This window comes from Pseudomonas sp. Fl4BN1 (assembly GCF_009908285.1).
GTDB lineage: Bacteria > Pseudomonadota > Gammaproteobacteria > Pseudomonadales > Pseudomonadaceae > Aquipseudomonas.
On record NZ_JAAARM010000008.1, the window covers coordinates 136,916 to 153,081 of the forward strand.

13 protein-coding genes are annotated in these 16,166 nt (G+C 62.3%); 4 read left to right on the top strand and 9 right to left on the bottom strand.

Features of this window, described 5'->3' with window-relative positions; genetic code table 11:
- Positions 1–82: 82 nt before the first annotated feature.
- The 9 genes from GV818_RS11655 to exaC form a co-directional block, all read right to left on the bottom strand.
- Positions 83–895, bottom strand: a complete 813-nt coding sequence (locus GV818_RS11655; protein ID WP_161776620.1) for a zinc-dependent peptidase — start codon at positions 893–895, stop codon at positions 83–85.
- Positions 896–900: 5 nt separating this feature from the next.
- A complete protein-coding gene (locus GV818_RS11660) occupies positions 901–1,557 on the bottom strand; it encodes a DedA family protein (protein ID WP_161756558.1) in 657 nt (218 codons plus the stop codon).
- Positions 1,558–1,801: 244 nt separating this feature from the next.
- On the bottom strand, positions 1,802–2,260 hold the full coding sequence (locus tag GV818_RS11665; protein ID WP_161756557.1) for a GNAT family N-acetyltransferase: 459 nt from the start codon (positions 2,258–2,260) through the stop codon (positions 1,802–1,804).
- 106 nt (positions 2,261–2,366) lie between these two features.
- Positions 2,367–3,191 carry an ethanolamine ammonia-lyase subunit EutC gene (gene eutC / locus GV818_RS11670; RefSeq protein ID WP_161756556.1) on the bottom strand — a complete coding sequence of 275 codons (825 nt, stop codon included), beginning with the start codon at positions 3,189–3,191 and terminating at the stop codon, positions 2,367–2,369.
- An 11-nt stretch (positions 3,192–3,202) separates the two neighbouring features.
- A complete protein-coding gene (locus GV818_RS11675; protein WP_161756555.1) occupies positions 3,203–4,597 on the bottom strand; it encodes an ethanolamine ammonia-lyase subunit EutB in 1,395 nt (464 codons plus the stop codon).
- 51 nt (positions 4,598–4,648) lie between these two features.
- Complete coding sequence (locus GV818_RS11680; protein WP_161776621.1) at positions 4,649–6,844, bottom strand: ethanolamine ammonia-lyase; 2,196 nt, start codon at positions 6,842–6,844, stop codon at positions 4,649–4,651.
- A gap of 28 nt (positions 6,845–6,872) precedes the next feature.
- Complete coding sequence (locus GV818_RS11685; protein WP_161776622.1) at positions 6,873–8,309, bottom strand: ethanolamine ammonia-lyase reactivating factor EutA; 1,437 nt, start codon at positions 8,307–8,309, stop codon at positions 6,873–6,875.
- 25 nt (positions 8,310–8,334) lie between these two features.
- Positions 8,335–9,615, bottom strand: coding sequence for an ethanolamine utilization protein EutH (eutH, locus tag GV818_RS11690; RefSeq protein WP_161756552.1), 1,281 nt, complete (start codon positions 9,613–9,615; stop codon positions 8,335–8,337).
- A 188-nt stretch (positions 9,616–9,803) separates the two neighbouring features.
- A complete protein-coding gene (gene exaC / locus GV818_RS11695) occupies positions 9,804–11,324 on the bottom strand; it encodes an acetaldehyde dehydrogenase ExaC (protein WP_161756551.1) in 1,521 nt (506 codons plus the stop codon).
- A gap of 435 nt (positions 11,325–11,759) precedes the next feature.
- Between exaC and GV818_RS11700 the strand changes: the two genes are divergently transcribed.
- From GV818_RS11700 to GV818_RS11715, 4 genes are all read left to right on the top strand, one after another.
- Positions 11,760–13,679: a sigma-54-dependent Fis family transcriptional regulator gene (locus GV818_RS11700; RefSeq protein WP_161776623.1), complete on the top strand. Its 1,920-nt coding sequence runs from the start codon at positions 11,760–11,762 to the stop codon at positions 13,677–13,679.
- Positions 13,680–13,878: 199 nt separating this feature from the next.
- Positions 13,879–15,228, top strand: a complete 1,350-nt coding sequence (mpl, locus tag GV818_RS11705) for a UDP-N-acetylmuramate:L-alanyl-gamma-D-glutamyl-meso-diaminopimelate ligase (protein ID WP_161756549.1) — start codon at positions 13,879–13,881, stop codon at positions 15,226–15,228.
- Entirely contained in the window at positions 15,225–15,857 is a 633-nt protein-coding gene (gene ubiX, locus GV818_RS11710) for a flavin prenyltransferase UbiX (protein ID WP_161776624.1), read from the top strand. Before mpl ends, ubiX begins: the two co-directional genes overlap by 4 nt.
- On the top strand, positions 15,850–16,137 hold the full coding sequence (locus GV818_RS11715) for a YceK/YidQ family lipoprotein (RefSeq protein ID WP_161756547.1): 288 nt from the start codon (positions 15,850–15,852) through the stop codon (positions 16,135–16,137). Before ubiX ends, GV818_RS11715 begins: the two co-directional genes overlap by 8 nt.
- Positions 16,138–16,166: the final 29 nt, after the last annotated feature.

Below are 16,166 nucleotides of genomic sequence, written 5' to 3' on the forward strand. Positions count from 1 at the left end.
GGCGGTTTTGCCATCGGTCGGCAGGCGGGTAGTTGTCGTGTAACCCACCTTCAGAAGAACAACGTAATCGCGCGACAGGACATTAGTGGTGCGTTTGATAGACCGGATCTTCAGTTTGAAGTTGCTGCAATCGGGCCAATGGATTCTGCCGATAAAACAGCCGCAGCTGTGCATAGACTTTCGGATAAGCCGCTACCAGCAAATCCGGGGCGCTGAAGAAGTATTCGCTGGTGACGGCGAAGAATTCGGCCGGGTTTTCTGCTGCGTAGGGATCTATGGCGGTTTCTGCATCCGGGTCATGGTCGAGCTGACGATTGAGGTCGTCGTAGGCGCTCTGCATCACCTGGGCCCAATCGCTGACGCGCATGTCACTGTGTAATGGCGGCAGGCCATTGGCGTCGCCGTTGAGCATGTCCAGTTTGTGGGCCAGTTCGTGGATCACCAGGTTGTAGGCTTCCCAGCCGCCGCTGGCCAGGACTCCAGGCCAGGCGAGGATGATCGGGCCTTGTTGCCAGGCTTCGCCGCTGTGCTCGCCGTTCCATTCGTGTTCGATGCCGCTGGCATCGCGATGGCGCTGGGGGCTGAGGAAGTCGTCGGGGTAGAGGATGATTTCATGAAAGCCCTGATACCAGTTCAGGTCTCCCAGGTGCAGCAGTGGCAATTGCGCCTGGGCCGCCAGCAGCAGGCGTTGTTCCTGATGCAGTTCGACCCCGGGCAAGGCGGTGAGGTGCTTGTCATCGAGAAACAGCACGCTGGCTTCCCGCAGCCACTGGTCCTCGGCAGCGCTGATGCCGTCGAGGAAGGGCAGGTGCTGGCGCACCCGCTGCCAGGTTTCATCGCTGACCGGATGCTTGGCCAGCCGGCGCTTGCGGCGCCAATTGCTGAGGGACCACATGCCGTTTAGCGGTTTTCGGCTTTTTCAGCGCTGCGACCGAAGCGGCTGCGCAATACGCCAATGATCATCGGTACCAGGGACAACAGGATGATGGCCACCACCAGCAGCGAGAGGTTCTTCTTGATGAACGGGACGTTACCGAAGAAGTAACCCAGGGTCACCAGGCCGCCGACCCAGAGGATAGTGCCAACCACACTGAAGGTGAAGAAGCGCGGATAGGGCATTCGGGCCACACCGGCGACGAAGGGTGCGAAGGTACGGATGATTGGCAGGAAGCGCGCCAGGGTCACGGTCTTGCCACCGTGCTTTTCATAGAATTCGTGGGTTTTTTCCAGGTAGTCGCGGCGGAAGATCTTCGAGTTGGGGTTGCTGAACAGGCGTTCTCCTGCCGTTCGTCCAATCACGTAGTTGGTGCTGTCGCCAAGGATCGCCGCCAGCATCAGCAAGCCGCCCAGTAGCACCGGATCCATGCCGCCGCCTGCCGCTACCGCACCGGCAATGAACAGCAAGGAGTCGCCGGGAAGAAACGGTGTCACCACCAGGCCGGTTTCACAGAAAATCACCAGAAACAGGATGGCGTAGATCCATGGCCCGTAATTGTTCACCAACATGTCGAGATAAACGTCGAGATGAAGGATTAAGTCGATCGGGTTGAAATCCATTGGGGCACCTGTGGTGACAGCCTGACTCGACAGGCCTGTGCGATAGCTCGGGGCAAGGGACTACAGGGATATGTAGCTTCTCTTACGATCCGAAAAGGTCGGCATTATAAAGGCTGGTAGGTGAAATGCGTGTTCAGATTGTAGCGGGGCATTTCGGCTTGAGAGATCGCCGATAGATGGTACAGAGGGCCGTCACAGAAAGGCCGGAAATGACAAAGCGGCCCTGAGGCCGCGGTCTGTCGGGTCAGTCGTCGCTGAGGGGCAAGACGTAGTTCTTGAACTCGGTGTCTTCGCGAAAACCGATGGACTCATAGGTTTTTCGCGCCACTTCGTTGTTGCTACTAGTGGACACTCGCAAACGAACGGCGTTGGTGTCCTTGGCCATCTTCTTCGCGGTGCGCATCAGGTTGTCGGCCACCAACTGGCGGCGAGCGTCTTCGGCGACATAGATGTCGTTGAGAATCCATACGCGCTTGAGGGACAGGGAAGAGAAGCTTGGGTACAGCTGGCAAAAGCCCAGTAGTTTGTTGTTGTCATCATCGGCCAGGGCCAGGTAAATCACCGATTCCTTGCGGCGCAAACGCTTTTCCAGAAAGCTCCGGGACGAGTCCGGATAGGGCAGGGCGCCATAGAATTCGCGGTATTTGACGAATAGCGGGGTCAACAGATCCAGGTGCTCGAGGGTTGCTTGAGTAATCCGCATGGTGGCTCTCAACTTCAAGTGGATGTGACGGCGCGGGGTGGATGACTCGGGCAGCCGTGTTCCGATGCTGCCCAAAGCGGCGAAAAAGCGCAATCGTCTCGCAAAATCACGTTTGAGGTGGACCCAGGAGGAAGTTGCCCTTCATATCCGCAGGCGAGTCGCTGTCCAGTGTCTGGATTTGTGCTTCGTCCTTGAGGTTCACCCCCGATAATTGCCGGCGGCAGGCTTCGCGCATGAGGTACAGCAGGCGGTGGGCGGCCATGCCGTAGCTCAGACCTTCCAGGCGCACATTGGAGATGCAGTTGCGATAGGCGTCGGTAAGGCCGACTTTTGGCTGGTAGGTGAAGTACAGCCCCAGGCTGTCAGGGGAACTGAGACCAGGGCGTTCGCCGATCAGGATCACGGTCATTTTTGCGCCCAGCAGTTGGCCTACCTCGTCGGCCACCGCTACTCGGCCTTGTTCCACCAGGACTACTGGCGACAACGACCAGCCTTCAGCGGCGGTCTGCTCTTCCATGCGCGCCAGAAACGGCAAGGTATGGCGATGCACCGCCAGGGCCGAAAGGCCGTCGGCCACCACCACTGCCAGGTCCACGCCGCCGGGATGGGCGCTGGCGTAGTCACGCAGAGCCTGTGCCGACGTGTCACTGAGTCGGCGCCCCAGATCAGGGCGTTGCAGGTAGCTGTGGCGATCGCTGGCGGCGCTGTGCAGCAGCAGGCTGTCACGGCCGCGTTCCGCCAATTGCGTGCTAAGTCCGGCATGGTCGAAGGGCAGGTGCACGGCGTCCCGGGCTTGGGCGTGGGCGTACTGGAAGTCCAGTTGGGCGCCGGTCGGCAGGCTGGTGCCGGTGCGGCCCAGGGCAATGCGCGCTGGGGTCAGGCGGCGCAGTTCCAGCCAGGGGTTTTGCGAATCGGTCGGGTGTTTTTGCATGAGCCTGCTCCTTATCCCAGCTGTGCCAGTGCCTGGCGGAAAGCCGGCGGCAGATTGTTGCCGAAATGCACCTTGCCGTCGGCCTGGGTGAAGATCCCGGTCCTGGCCAGCCATTGCTCGAATTCGGGAGCAGGTTTCAGGCCAAGGGTCTGGCGAGCGTAGAGCGCGTCGTGGAAGGAGGTGGTCTGGTAGTTGAGCATGATGTCGTCGGAACCCGGGATGCCCATGATGAAGTTGATCCCGGCCACCCCCAGCAGGGTCAGCAAGGTATCCATGTCGTCCTGGTCGGCCTCGGCGTGGTTGGTGTAGCAGATGTCGCAGCCCATGGGTACGCCCAGCAGCTTGCCGCAGAAGTGGTCTTCCAGGCCGGCGCGGATGATCTGCTTGCCGTTGTACAGATACTCGGGGCCGATGAAGCCGACCACGGTGTTCACCAGAAAAGGCTTGAAGTGCCGAGCCACCGCATAGGCGCGGGTTTCACAGGTCTGTTGGTCGATGCCGAAGTGCGCGTTGGCCGACAGGGCACTGCCTTGGCCGGTTTCGAAGTACATCAGGTTGTTGCCCAGGGTGCCGCGGTTCAGGCTCAGGCCCGCTTCGTAACCTTCCTTGAGCACGTTGAGGTTGATGCCGAAGCTGGCGTTGGCCGCTTCGGTGCCGGCAATCGACTGGAACACCAGGTCCAGAGGCACGCCACGGTTGATCGCCTCGATCGAGGTGGTGACGTGGGTCAGCACGCAGGCCTGGGTCGGGATCTCGTAGCGCTGGATAATGGCGTCGAGCATTTCCAGCATGGCGCAGATCGAGGCGATGCTGTCGGTAGCCGGGTTGATGCCGATCATGGCGTCGCCGTTGCCGTACAGCAGGCCGTCGAGAATGCTCGCGGCGATGCCCGCCGGTTCGTCGGTGGGATGGTTGGGCTGCAGGCGGGTGGAGAGCCGCCCGCGCAGGCCCATGGTGCCGCGGAACTGGGTCACCACGCGGATCTTTTGCGCCACCAGCACCAAGTCCTGCACCCGCATGATCTTCGATACCGCAGCGGCCATTTCCGGCGTCAGGCCCGGGGCCAGCTCCCGTAGGCTCTGCTCGTCGGCCGCGTCGCTGAGCAACCAGTCGCGAAAGCCGCCAACCGTGAGATGGCTGACGGTCGCGAAGGCACTTTTGTCATGGCTGTCGATGATCAGCCGGGTGACTTCGTCGGACTCGTAGGGGATCAGCACTTCCTCGAGAAAGTGCTTGAGGGGGATATCCGCCAGAGTCATCTGCGCAGCGACTCGCTCGCCGTCGTTGAGGGCGGCGACCCCGGCCAGAAAGTCTCCGGAGCGGGCCGGACTGGCCTTGGCCATGACTTCCTTGAGGCTGTCGAAGCGATAGGTCTGAGAACCTACGCTGTGGGAAAATTGGGCCATCTCAGTCTCCGTTTCAACGATGTAGGGGCGTTGCCGAATGCTGGCGGATCATCAGGATGCCACCTTCTTCAGCAGATTTTCCAGACGATTGCCGGCGGCCCGGTGGTGAAGGATGGCAAAGGCCTTTTCCGCCACCACACTGCCGCCTTCCAACGGTGGCAGGCCACCGCTGTAGATGTTCGAGATCACTGTGTATTCGTAGCGGATCTGCGGGTTGCCGCTGAACTGCGCGGCGGCCTGGCGCGCCTTGTCGTCCGGCAGGCGGTAGCCCAGGTAGGCGGACATGCTCCGTGAGGCCAGGGCATCGCCGCCGGGCCGTTCGCCAATCAGTACGATGATCAATTGCGGTTGCAGGGCCTCACCCACTGACTCTGCCAGCTTGACCCGGCCGTAGGGCGCGAGGATCGGCTGGCCGATACGCAGTTCGCGGCTGCGCAGGCCGTCCAGCAGCACCGGTAGCAATTCGGGAATGTTGTGATGGATGGCCTCGGCGCTGAGGCCGTCGGAGATCACGATCTGCACGTCGTTGTATTCCGGTTGCAGGTGACGCAGCACTTCTTCGGTGAGCCGTGCCCCCAGTTCCGGGTCCTGCAGGTGGGCCAGCTTGTCCGGGGCCGCGGTGCGCAGCTCGCGCAGGGGGATGGCGCCGATCTCGGTGGGGCGCAGGTCGACGTAGATCGCCTCCCGGGCCACCGCCAGGTTGGCCCGTACCGTGCGCGACACGCTGTTGGCCGGGCGCGGCCCGGCGTTGTCGAAGCCATAGGTGGCCGGAGTGGACTCCAGCAGGCGCTGGAAGTCGATCTCCGATTCGCAGAAGATCCGCGGGTTGCCCCAGTTCGGCCCGCGCTCCACGTTGCCGTGGGCGTCTTCCTGGAAAATTCCCTTGCCCAGCGCCCAGCGCAGGTACTCCGGGGCCGGGGCCAGGTCGTGGACCTCGCGCAGGGTCTGGTTGTCGTGGGCGCTGGTGTCGAAGTAGGCGAGCATGCGGTCGGTGCTCAGGTACACGTCCATGAAGAAGTTGGCCCCGGCGGCAGTCAGCAACTCGGTGGCCATCTGCTGGCCTTCGAGGGTCACTTGCGAGTGCAGGGTGTAGCAGGGCGCCATGCCCATGGGCAACCCCAGCAGCTTGCCCATGAACTGGTCCTGCAGGCAGGAATAGGTCATCTCGAAGTTGTCGAGGTGGGTTTCCGGACCGATGAAACCGGTGACGTTGTTCACCATGTACGGCCGGTAGCGCCGCGCCAGCCCATAGCACAGGGCTTCACAGGTGGTCATGTCGATGCCTTCGTGCTTGCCATAGGTCAGCTCGCTGCCCTGGCCGGTCTCGAAGTACATGAAGTTTTCCGCCACGTCCCGCAATGGACCGCGTTCGGCCATGGCCTGCCAGGCCAGGTCCAGCAGTTGCACGGTGACGTCGAATTCGTCGGTCAGGGTGCGTTCGGTGCCCGCCAGGCTCTGGAACATGATTTCCACCGGCGCTCCCTGGTCGAGGCAGGCCAGTTGGGTCTTGATGTGGGAGAGCACGCAGATCTGCGTCGGCGCTCCGGTTTCCCGGCGCAGTTTGTCCAGGTGGCGCAGGGTGGCGCTGATGTTGTCCACGGTGTCGATGGCCGGGTTGAGCCCGATCAAGGCGTCGCCCGAGCCCATGCTCAGGCCGGTGTAGACCAGCAGGGTGATGCCGCTGAGGTTGTCGGTGGGGTGGTTGGGCTGCAGTCGCGACGATAGGGTTCCGGGCAGGCCTACCAGGGTCCGGGCCTTGGCTGCGGCGCCGCTCTTGAGCTTTTTCGACAGCAGGATCAGTTCATGCACATCCAGCAGCTTGGCCAGGGCCGCCACCATCACCCCGGTCAGCGCCGTGCCGATGCGGCGTATTTCAGTGCCGTGGCTGCGCAGCAGGCGATCTTTCAGGCCGCCCAGGGGCAGTTCGGCGATCTCTCTGAAGACCTCGTGGTCGATGTCATAGTTGACCTGCATGACGCTGTCGATCTGGCCGTGGCGGTCAGTCAGCGGGTGCTCGAAATAGTGAGCCAGGGTCAGTTCTGAGAGCACCTTGCGTGCGCCCTCGCGGGTGATTTCATCCACGGCTGCAAGCCCCGCTACGCGGTCGCCGGCCTTACTGATGTCGGCGGCGCCGAGCACCGCCTTGAGGCTGGCGAACGTGATCTCGCGGTCCAGCACCCGGGTGCTGTAGGGGCGTTCGCCAGTTGTGGCAGGTAGGCGGATCTGCGGCAGTGGGGTAAGTGACATGGCAAGACTCTCCTTGGCCGGCATCGGCTCAGTGCACGCCGTAGAAGGCGACGGGCACGATGTGCTGGTGGGGTTTTCCCAGATTGATGAAATGCGCTGAACGCTCGCGCACTTCATCGATGACGATCAGGTTGCAAGAACTGCGCCCCCAATCCGTGGCGTAGTTGCCCAGGACCTTGCCGACGTTGCTTTCCAGCAGCAGCACCAGCGGCCATTGGCGACCTGGTGAGGCTTCGGCCAGGGTCTGGGACAAACGAGCTCCCAGTTGGCGGATTTCTTCCAGGCGTGGGGCCTGCCCGCCGTCGAGCAATTGCAGGCAGGCACCGTCTTGGCTGCTCAAGGCCAGGGCCAGGGCATTCTCCAGCTGTTGCTGGGAGGCACGAATGGACAGGCGGGCGACGATGGGCAGGTCCTTGAGCGGTAGCGCCTCGGGATGAGGCAAGAACAGCGTACTGCCGGAGATTTCAGTGTTATGCAGGGTCAGGCCGTAGACCGTGGCCCGGCCGCGGTTTTCCGGCACCAGCCGGGTGGCATCGCGCACCAGTCGCGGGTGACGAGAGATCGCCAGGGCCAGGTCGATACCCAGGTCGCCGTAATAGGTGGTGCCGGGCAAAGACTCCCCTTGCAGGTGCCGATAGAGCAGCTCGCCAACGCCCCCGGAAAAGGTCAGGGCCAGGGGCGCTGCGTGGGGCGGGAGGATCAACGGCAGTTGCTCGGTCAACTGGCCGAGTTGGTCGGCAAAGAACGCCCGATCGCCCTCGACGATCGCCACCAGGGCATCGATGTACCAACTGAGCACGGCGTCCAGTTCCGGGGTATCGAGGCGCTGCCCGGGCATTTTGTCGATACCCAGGTGATCGAGCAGTGCCCGCCCGAACTCTGAAACACCGCTGAGGCGGTAGCTGCCCGGCTGAAACTGCAGGTGCCGGGCACCGATGAAGTGGCAGCCGCTGGCCAGCACATTGCCGTCCAGGCCCAAGGCGGCGTTAGTGGTGCCGCCGCCGATATCCAGGTTGAGCATTGGTTGTTCGCGGTGAAAACGGCTGAGGGCCGAGCAACTGCCCATGAACGCCAGCCAGGACTCCAGGCCACCGTCATCGGCGCGGGTGACCAACGCGTTGCCGATCAGTTGCCCCACCAGTTGCGCCAGGGCCTGGGCGTTGTGCCGCCGGGCCGCCAGGCCGGTGATGATCACCCCACCGGAAAACAGCTGCTCCGGGCGTACCCCGGCCTGTTCAAGCCAGGTTTCGATCAAACCCTGGATCGCGGCTTCATCGATGACCTTGTCCTTGAACGGCGTGAACACCGGGTCGCCGCGAAACAGCACTCGGGGTTCGTTGAGGGCCATGCGTCCGGTAACGCAGTGGCTGCTGAGGCTGGCCTGGGCGATCAGCACGCTGCTGGTGGTGGACCCGAAGTCCAGCCCCAGCAGCAGTACCGGTGCGCCGCCAATGGTGGCTTGCATGCAGGCGATCCTCGCCGCGCCGGAATCAGGCCGTGGCCTTCTGGCCCGCCGGTTCTGGGGTTTCTACTGCCTTGCCGCCCAGGTACTCGCCTTCGGCGATGATCCCCGCCGCCCGGTCCTCGGCTTCCAGTTGCAGGGCCTTGGGCACCGACAGCCAGTAGGCCAGGCCCACCGCGACAAAGCCGGCGCTGATCTTGCCGATCAGGACCGGCAGGATGATGGTCGGCTGGAAGTTGGCGGTGAAGGACAGGTGGTCCCCCAGCAGGAAGGCTGCGCACACGCCGAAAGCGATGTTGATCACTTTGTCCTTGGGCGGCATGAAGCGCACCAGGCGGAACATGGCGAGGATGTTGGCGATGGTTGCCAGCATGCCGGCGCTGCCCACGGCACTTAGGCCGATCTTGCCGCCGAGGTTTTCCAGCGGCTTGCCCAGGTATTTGCGCAGCAGATAGACCATGGGGAAGGCCCCGGCCAGCATGATGCCGATGTAGCCGGCGGTTTCCAGGGCGCGGGTCTGGTCCTGGGCATCGGCGATGATCGGGTGGAAGCCCCAACTGCCGAACACCACGGAGAAGACCCCGGTGAAGTATTCGACGATGGAGAACACCAGCACCAGCTTGATCGCCGCGTCCATGGCCCGGCCGAAGATGATGAAACCCTTGATCATCATGTCGGGCAAAAACCGCAGGCCCAGGGCCAGGGCCACGACGAAGATCAGGATCGGCAGCAGATTGGCGAAGATGCTCCCCAGGCCCAGGGCCAGTTGATAGCTGGCTTCACCGTTGGTGGTCACCAGTTCACGCACCAGCGGGTTGCTGAAGGCCAGGATCAGGCTGGCGATCATCACGCCTACCGGGATGGTCAGGATGCCGGACATGATCCCCAGGGCCATGTACTTGTGGTCGCGCTTGTCGAGCATCGCCAGGCCCATGGGGATCGAGAAGACGATGGTGGCACCGCCCATGAAGCCGGTGATCAGCGCCATCACCAGCGCTTCCTTGCTGGCGGCCAGGGCCGAGGCCAGCTGATAGCCGCCCATGTCCGAGGCGATGATCATGGTTGCCGCCAGGGCCGGGTCGGCACCCAGGGAGTTGAAGAACGGACCGAAGACGGTCTCGATGACCACCGTCAGGTAGGGGATGGAAGCCATGATCCCTGCAGCCGGCACGAAGATATAGCCGGTGGCATGGATGCCTTCCATGAATTCTTTGCCCAGCCCGCGCTCGCTGTCGTAGATAGCGGCGAAGGCGCCGAGTACGGCGCAGAGCATGATGAGGTAGAGCACGTAGTTGCCGATCTGATCCATTGGGTGTGTCCCTTGTTATTGTTTTTCAGCAGCCTCTTTGGGCCTTGTGCACGACTGTTTTGGCGCAGAACTTCCGACAGCAGTGTCCCGTCCGGCAAGCCTTTGGCGTCGGATCGGAGCAGGTCAAGCGGGCGCGGCGAGGCCGCAAAAAAAGACCTCCCGGCGACCTGGGTCGCCGGGAGGGTCGATCAGAAGAAGCCCAGTGGGTTGATGTCGTAGCTCACCAGCAGGTTCTTGGTCTGCTGGTAGTGGTCGAGCATCATCTTGTGGGTTTCACGACCGACGCCGGACTTCTTGTAGCCGCCGAACGCGGCGTGCGCCGGGTACAGGTGGTAGCAGTTGGTCCAGACGCGGCCGGCCTTGATCCCGCGGCCCATGCGGTAGGCGCGGTTGATGTCGCGGGTCCAGACCCCGGCACCCAAGCCGAACTCGGTGTCGTTGGCAATGGCCAGGGCTTCGGCTTCGTCCTTGAAGGTGGTGACGCTGACCACCGGGCCGAAGATTTCTTCCTGGAACACCCGCATCTTGTTGGTGCCCTTGAGCAGGGTCGGCTGGATGTAGTAACCGGTCGCCAGGTCGCCTTCGAGTTTCTCTACCTTGCCGCCAGTGAGCAGTTGCGCGCCTTCGTTCTTGGCGATGTCGAGGTAGGAGAGGATCTTGTCGAACTGCTGCTCGGAGGCCTGGGCGCCGACCATGGTGTCGGTATCCAGTGGGTCGCCACGCTTGATCTGTTCGATCTTCTTCATCACCACTTGCATGAATTCGTCGTAGATCGACTCCTGCACCAGGGCGCGGGACGGGCAGGTGCAGACTTCCCCCTGGTTGAAGAACGCCAGCACCAGGCCTTCGGCGGCTTTTTCGATGAAGGTCGGTTCGGCCTGCATGATGTCGGCGAAGAAGATGTTCGGCGACTTGCCGCCCAACTCCACGGTAGAGGGAATGATGTTCTCGGCGGCGCACTTCATGATGTGCGAGCCCACCGGAGTGGAACCGGTGAAGGCGATCTTGGCGATGCGCTTGCTGGTGGCCAGGGCTTCGCCGGCTTCGCGGCCGAAACCTTGCACTACGTTGAGTACGCCTGGAGGCAGCAGGTCGCCGATCACTTCCATCAGCACGGTGATGCCCAGTGGGGTCTGCTCGGCGGGCTTGAGTACCACGCAGTTGCCGGCGGCCAGGGCCGGGGCGAGTTTCCAGGCGGCCATCAGGATCGGGAAGTTCCACGGGATGATCTGCCCAACCACGCCCAGAGGTTCATGGATGTGATAGGCGACAGTGTTGCCGTCGATTTCCGCGGCGCTGCCTTCCTGGGCCCGCAGGCAACCGGCGAAGTAGCGGAAGTGGTCGGCGGCCAGTGGAATGTCGGCGTTCAGCGTCTCGCGCACGGCCTTGCCGTTGTCCCAGGTTTCGGTGATGGCCAGCAGTTCAAGGTTCTGTTCGATGCGGTCGGCGATCTTCAGCAGGATCAGCGAGCGAGCCTGCACCGAGGTAGTGCCCCAGGCATCGGCGGCGGCATGAGCGGCGTCCAGGGCCTTGTCGATGTCTTCGGCAGTGGAGCGGGGGAATTCGGCAATGGGCTGGCCGTTGACCGGCGAGGTGTTGGTGAAGTACTGGCCTTTGACGGGGGCGACGAATTCGCCACCGATGTAGTTACCGTACTTGCTCTTGAACGAAACGATAGCGCCTTCAGTACCGGGGTGTGCGTAACGCATGGTGGGTATCTCCTGGCTTTTATGCTTATGGGGGAGGACGCGCTGTAGCGCATGCAAAGCGTAGAGCAAAGGTCGGGCCAGGGTGGTGCGGACCCTATGGATCAAGGGTTTGTGGATGTTGCGAAGGTTCTTCGCGCAAGCGCTGTAACGGATCAGGCACAGTCGCGAGTGACAGTTTGTAACGCAGATGGCACAAGCTGTGACTCATGGGTCAAACCAGCATTGCAATGAAACGGCGGCTGGAGGATGCTGGTCCGCATGCCGAATCTTGTCGGACAGATTTGATGGTTTGTTGCTGTTTCTGCAGGAAGGGAAACGTCCCGGACGTCTTTGGCAGCCTCAAGATTTTGCGTCCCCTTCGGTGCCGATCGCAGCCTCTGGCAGCGGCTACAGGCTCCGTCCGTGCGTGACAGCGCAGCAGGAGAATAATAAGAAATGCACAGTAGTAATCACTTGAGTCGGCATGCCCAGCAGGTGCTGACCGTGGCCCAGGGCAAAGCCCATTTGCAGGGCCCGGGCAGCGATCCCTCCATTGCCCGGTCCTGGCTGCGTTGCCTTGAGGACTATCATCTCGATCCGACCCAGGCCATGGCGCCTACGGTGCTTGAGCACAGTCGCCTGCTGGAGAGCCGCGAGCGCCTGCAGGATGTGCTGCAAATCGCCGGGGCCGAGATGAGCAACCTGCATCAGCAATTGTCCGGCGCCGGTCACGCGGTGCTGTTGACCGATGCCCGGGGCGTAATCCTCAACCGCATCACCGCTCCCAGCGAGCGCAAGATCTTCGAGCATGCCGGCCTCTGGCTGGGCGCCGACTGGAGCGAGGCCCGGGAGGGCACTAACGGCATCGGCACCTGCCTGGTGGAGCGCCAGTCGCTGACCATTCACCAGGGCGAGCACTTTCGTGGTCGGCATACTGGGCTGACCTGTTCCGCGAGTCCGGTGTTCGATCCTCATGGCGAACTGCTGGCAGTGCTCGATGTATCGTCGGCGCGCCAGGATGTCTCACGCCAGAGCCAGTTCCACACCATGGCCCTGGTCAACCTCTCGGCGAAGATGATCGAGAGCTGTTATTTCCTGCGGTATTTCGAAAACCAGTGGCTGCTGCGCTTTCATTTGCAGGCGGAGTCTGTGGGGCTGTTCAGCGAGGGGTTGTTGGCGTTTGACGGTGAGGGCCGGATCAGTGCGGTGAACCAGAGTGCCTTGAACCTGCTGGGACATGTTCGTGGCGGTTTGTTGGGCAAGCCGGTGGAGAGTTTTTTCGACTGTTCCCTGAATGAGTTGCTCAGTCGCGCCAGTGTCAACGCCAGTGCCAGTTGGCCATTGCGTACCCGGGATGGACGCCGCTTGTTTGCCTTGCTGCGTGGCCAGCCGCAACCTGTCACGCAACCGCTGCTGCGGGCGCCAACAGATGTTGTGCAGCCGCGAACCTCAGGTATCTGCCTGGGGGATGAAGGGCTGCAGAATGATTTTCGCCGGGCCTCGCGCGTGTTCGAGCGTGACGTGCCGTTGTTGATCAATGGTGAAACCGGTTCTGGTAAGGAGGCCTTCGCCAAGGCTGTGCACCAGGGCAGTGCCCGGGCGGAAAAAGCCTTTGTCGCGCTCAACTGCGCGGCAATTCCGGAGAGCCTGATCGAGAGCGAGCTGTTCGGGTATCGCGGCGGCAGCTTTACCGGCGCGCGCAAGGAGGGCATGCGCGGTAAGTTGCAACAGGCTGATGGCGGTACCTTGTTCCTCGATGAAATCGGCGATATGCCCCTGGCTTTGCAGACCCGTTTGCTGCGGGTGTTGGAGGATCGCCTGGTGGTGCCTATCGGTGGTGAGCCCCTGGCGGTCAACGTACGCATCATCAGTGCCACCCACCGCGATCTGCTGGAGCGGGTGCGAGACGGCAGTTTCCGTGAGGATCTGTACTACCGGCTCAATGGCCTGGAGATTGCGCTGCCGGCGTTACGTGATCGCAGTGATAAATCCCAGTTGCTGGACTTTCTCCTGGCTGAAGAGGCGGGTGGGCAGCCGGTGGTGCTGGATGAAGCGGCGCGCCAGGCGTTGTTGAGTCACTCATGGCCGGGCAACGTACGACAGTTGCGCAACGTACTTCGGACCTTGGCGGCCCTGTGTGAACACGGCCGTATCGACCTGGAGGATCTGCCGCCATTGATCCGGCATGCCCGACCGATGCCCGTCAGCGGGCCAGTCGAGGCAATCCCCGAACGGCCCCTGGAAGACGCCGAGCGTGCGGCGTTGCTGGTGGCTCTGGAGCAACAGCGCTGGCATATGACCCATACCGCCGAGCAACTGGGGGTCAGTCGCAACACTCTCTATAGAAAGCTGCGCAAGCACGGTATCGCCCGCTGAGCCCCTGCGGCTCACGGGTAACCGCTGGTGCAGAGTGCTTTGAGTCGTAGGCGGCGATTCAAGGCTCGCTGCAGGTCCTGCAAATTTATCCTCTGGACGCGGCCCGAGCCTGCGGAGGCGGCTGTACCTCCCCGTCAGCTAAAGGGTGCGATTTGCAGCCCTCTAGGCTAACCTGCGCCGATGTTTTATGAGGTCGACTATGCACATCCATATTCTCGGTATCTGCGGCACTTTCATGGGCTCGATGGCGGTTCTGGCCAAAGAACTTGGCCATCACGTCACCGGTTCCGACGCCAACGTCTATCCGCCGATGAGCACCCAGTTGCAAGCCCAGGGCATCGAGCTGACGCAAGGTTATGACCCTGCTCAGTTGGACCCTGCGCCGGATCTGGTGGTGATCGGCAATGCCATGTCTCGGGGTAATCCGGCCGTGGAATATGTGCTGAATAAAGGCCTGCCCTATGTCTCCGGTCCGCAGTGGCTGGCGGACCATGTGCTGCAGGGGCGTTGGGTGCTGGCAGTGGCCGGCACCCACGGCAAGACCACTACTAGCAGCATGCTGGCCTGGGTCCTGGAACATGCCGGCATGAGCCCGGGCTTCCTGATCGGCGGTGTGCCGCAAAATTTCGCCGTCTCGGCACGCCTGGGGGGCACGCCGTTCTTCGTGATCGAGGCCGATGAGTACGACAGCGCCTTCTTTGACAAGCGCTCCAAGTTCGTCCATTACCGCCCGCGCACCGCGATCCTCAACAATCTTGAGTTCGATCATGCGGATATTTTTCCTGACCTGGCGGCCATCGAGCGGCAGTTCCACCATCTGGTGCGCATCATCCCCAGCGAAGGCCTGGTCATTCATCCCACCACCGAGTCGGCCTTGCAGCGGGTGATCGAAATGGGGTGCTGGACTCCGGTGCAGACCACCGGCGTTGGTGGCCAGTGGCAGGTCAAGTTGCTCAGCGCCGACGGTTCGGCTTTCGAGGTGATGTTCGAAGGCGTGAGCCAGGGTGTGGTGGAGTGGGAGCTGACCGGGCAGCACAACGTCGCCAACGCCCTGGCCACCCTGGCTGCTGCACGCCATGTGGGGGTTGTGCCGTCCCTGGGGATCGCGGGATTGAGCACATTCAAGAGCGTGAAGCGGCGTATGGAGAAAGTCGCCGAAGTGCAGGGCGTGACTATTTACGACGACTTTGCCCACCACCCAACCGCCATCGCCACCACGCTGGACGGCCTGCGCAAGCGGGTCGGCGATGCACCGGTGATTGCCATTATCGAACCGCGTTCCAACTCCATGAAGCTCGGCGCACACCGTGATGGGCTGCCGGAAAGTGTCAATCAGGCCGATCAGGTGATCTGGTATGCGCCGGCCAACCTGGGTTGGGACCTGGCGGCAACGGCGGCGCTGTGTACGGTGCCGTCGATTGTCAGCGACTCGCTGGAGGGAATCATCGAGCGGGTGAAAAGCCAGGCCAAGCCTGGTACCCAGGTGGTGATCATGAGCAACGGCGGATTCGGTGGCCTGCACGGCAAGCTGGCTGAGGCGCTGCAATGAGCAACGGCCCGGAACGCATCACTCTGGCAATGACCGGTGCCTCCGGCGCCCAGTACGGGTTGCGCCTGCTGGATTGCCTGGTGCGTGAGGACCGAGAGGTGCACTTCCTGATTTCCAAGGCCGCGCAGTTGGTCATGGCCACGGAAACCGATGTAACGCTGCCGCCCAAGCCGCAGATGATGCTGGCCTTCCTTACCGAATACACCGGTGCGGCGGTAGGGCAGATCCGTGTCTATGGCAAGGAGGACTGGATGTCGCCGGTGGCTTCGGGTTCCGGCTCTCCCGCGGCGATGGTGGTGGTGCCGTGTTCCACCGGTACCTTGTCGGCGATTGCCACAGGCGCCTGCAACAACCTGATAGAGCGGGCTGCGGACGTAACCCTCAAGGAGCGCCGTCAGTTGATACTGGTACCTCGCGAGGCTCCGTACTCCAGCATTCACCTGGAGCACATGCTCAAGTTGTCGAATATGGGCGTGACCATTCTGCCGGCTTCGCCGGGCTTCTATCACCAGCCGCAAACCATCGACGATCTGGTGGATTTCGTCGTGGCGCGGATTCTCAACCTGTTGAATATTCCCCAGGACATGTTGCCGCGCTGGGGCGAGCACCATTTGAGCAGCGATGAATAAGTCCCTGCTGATGTTGCTGGCCGCCTTGCAACTGGGCGGCTGCGCCACGGCGCGTACGCTGAATGCGGCACAGCCTGGCGCTCCGGTGGTGTATTCGGGGACGCGCCTGGACCTGTATGCGATGCAGGGTGGCTGTTGCGCCATGGACCGGTTTGGCGCGCAGGCGCCCAGCTATCCGAGGCTGGATCTGCCGGCCAGCGCATTGCTCGATACATTGTTGCTACCGTTGTCGGTATTGACTGTTCTGGGAGTGGGGTTTCAGGCTACTGGCGGGTTGTAGCGCTTTGCCGGTAAGCCGGTTCCTGCAGG

Excerpts from the sequence above, each read along its gene's own strand:
- ubiX (WP_161776624.1), top strand. The coding sequence starts at position 15,225 with ATGAGCAACGGCCCGGAACGCATCACTCTGGCAATGACCGGTGCCTCC.
- GV818_RS11715 (WP_161756547.1), top strand. The coding sequence starts at position 15,850 with ATGAATAAGTCCCTGCTGATGTTGCTGGCCGCCTTGCAACTGGGCGGC.
- eutH (WP_161756552.1), bottom strand. The coding sequence starts at position 9,615 with ATGGATCAGATCGGCAACTACGTGCTCTACCTCATCATGCTCTGCGCC.
- GV818_RS11675 (WP_161756555.1), bottom strand. The coding sequence starts at position 4,597 with ATGGCCCAATTTTCCCACAGCGTAGGTTCTCAGACCTATCGCTTCGAC.
- exaC (WP_161756551.1), bottom strand. The coding sequence starts at position 11,324 with ATGCGTTACGCACACCCCGGTACTGAAGGCGCTATCGTTTCGTTCAAG.
- mpl (WP_161756549.1), top strand. The coding sequence starts at position 13,879 with ATGCACATCCATATTCTCGGTATCTGCGGCACTTTCATGGGCTCGATG.
- GV818_RS11660 (WP_161756558.1), bottom strand. The coding sequence starts at position 1,557 with ATGGATTTCAACCCGATCGACTTAATCCTTCATCTCGACGTTTATCTC.
- GV818_RS11665 (WP_161756557.1), bottom strand. The coding sequence starts at position 2,260 with ATGCGGATTACTCAAGCAACCCTCGAGCACCTGGATCTGTTGACCCCG.
- GV818_RS11700 (WP_161776623.1), top strand. The coding sequence starts at position 11,760 with ATGCACAGTAGTAATCACTTGAGTCGGCATGCCCAGCAGGTGCTGACC.
- GV818_RS11685 (WP_161776622.1), bottom strand. The coding sequence starts at position 8,309 with ATGCAAGCCACCATTGGCGGCGCACCGGTACTGCTGCTGGGGCTGGAC.
- GV818_RS11680 (WP_161776621.1), bottom strand. The coding sequence starts at position 6,844 with ATGTCACTTACCCCACTGCCGCAGATCCGCCTACCTGCCACAACTGGC.
- eutC (WP_161756556.1), bottom strand. The coding sequence starts at position 3,191 with ATGCAAAAACACCCGACCGATTCGCAAAACCCCTGGCTGGAACTGCGC.
- GV818_RS11655 (WP_161776620.1), bottom strand. The coding sequence starts at position 895 with ATGTGGTCCCTCAGCAATTGGCGCCGCAAGCGCCGGCTGGCCAAGCAT.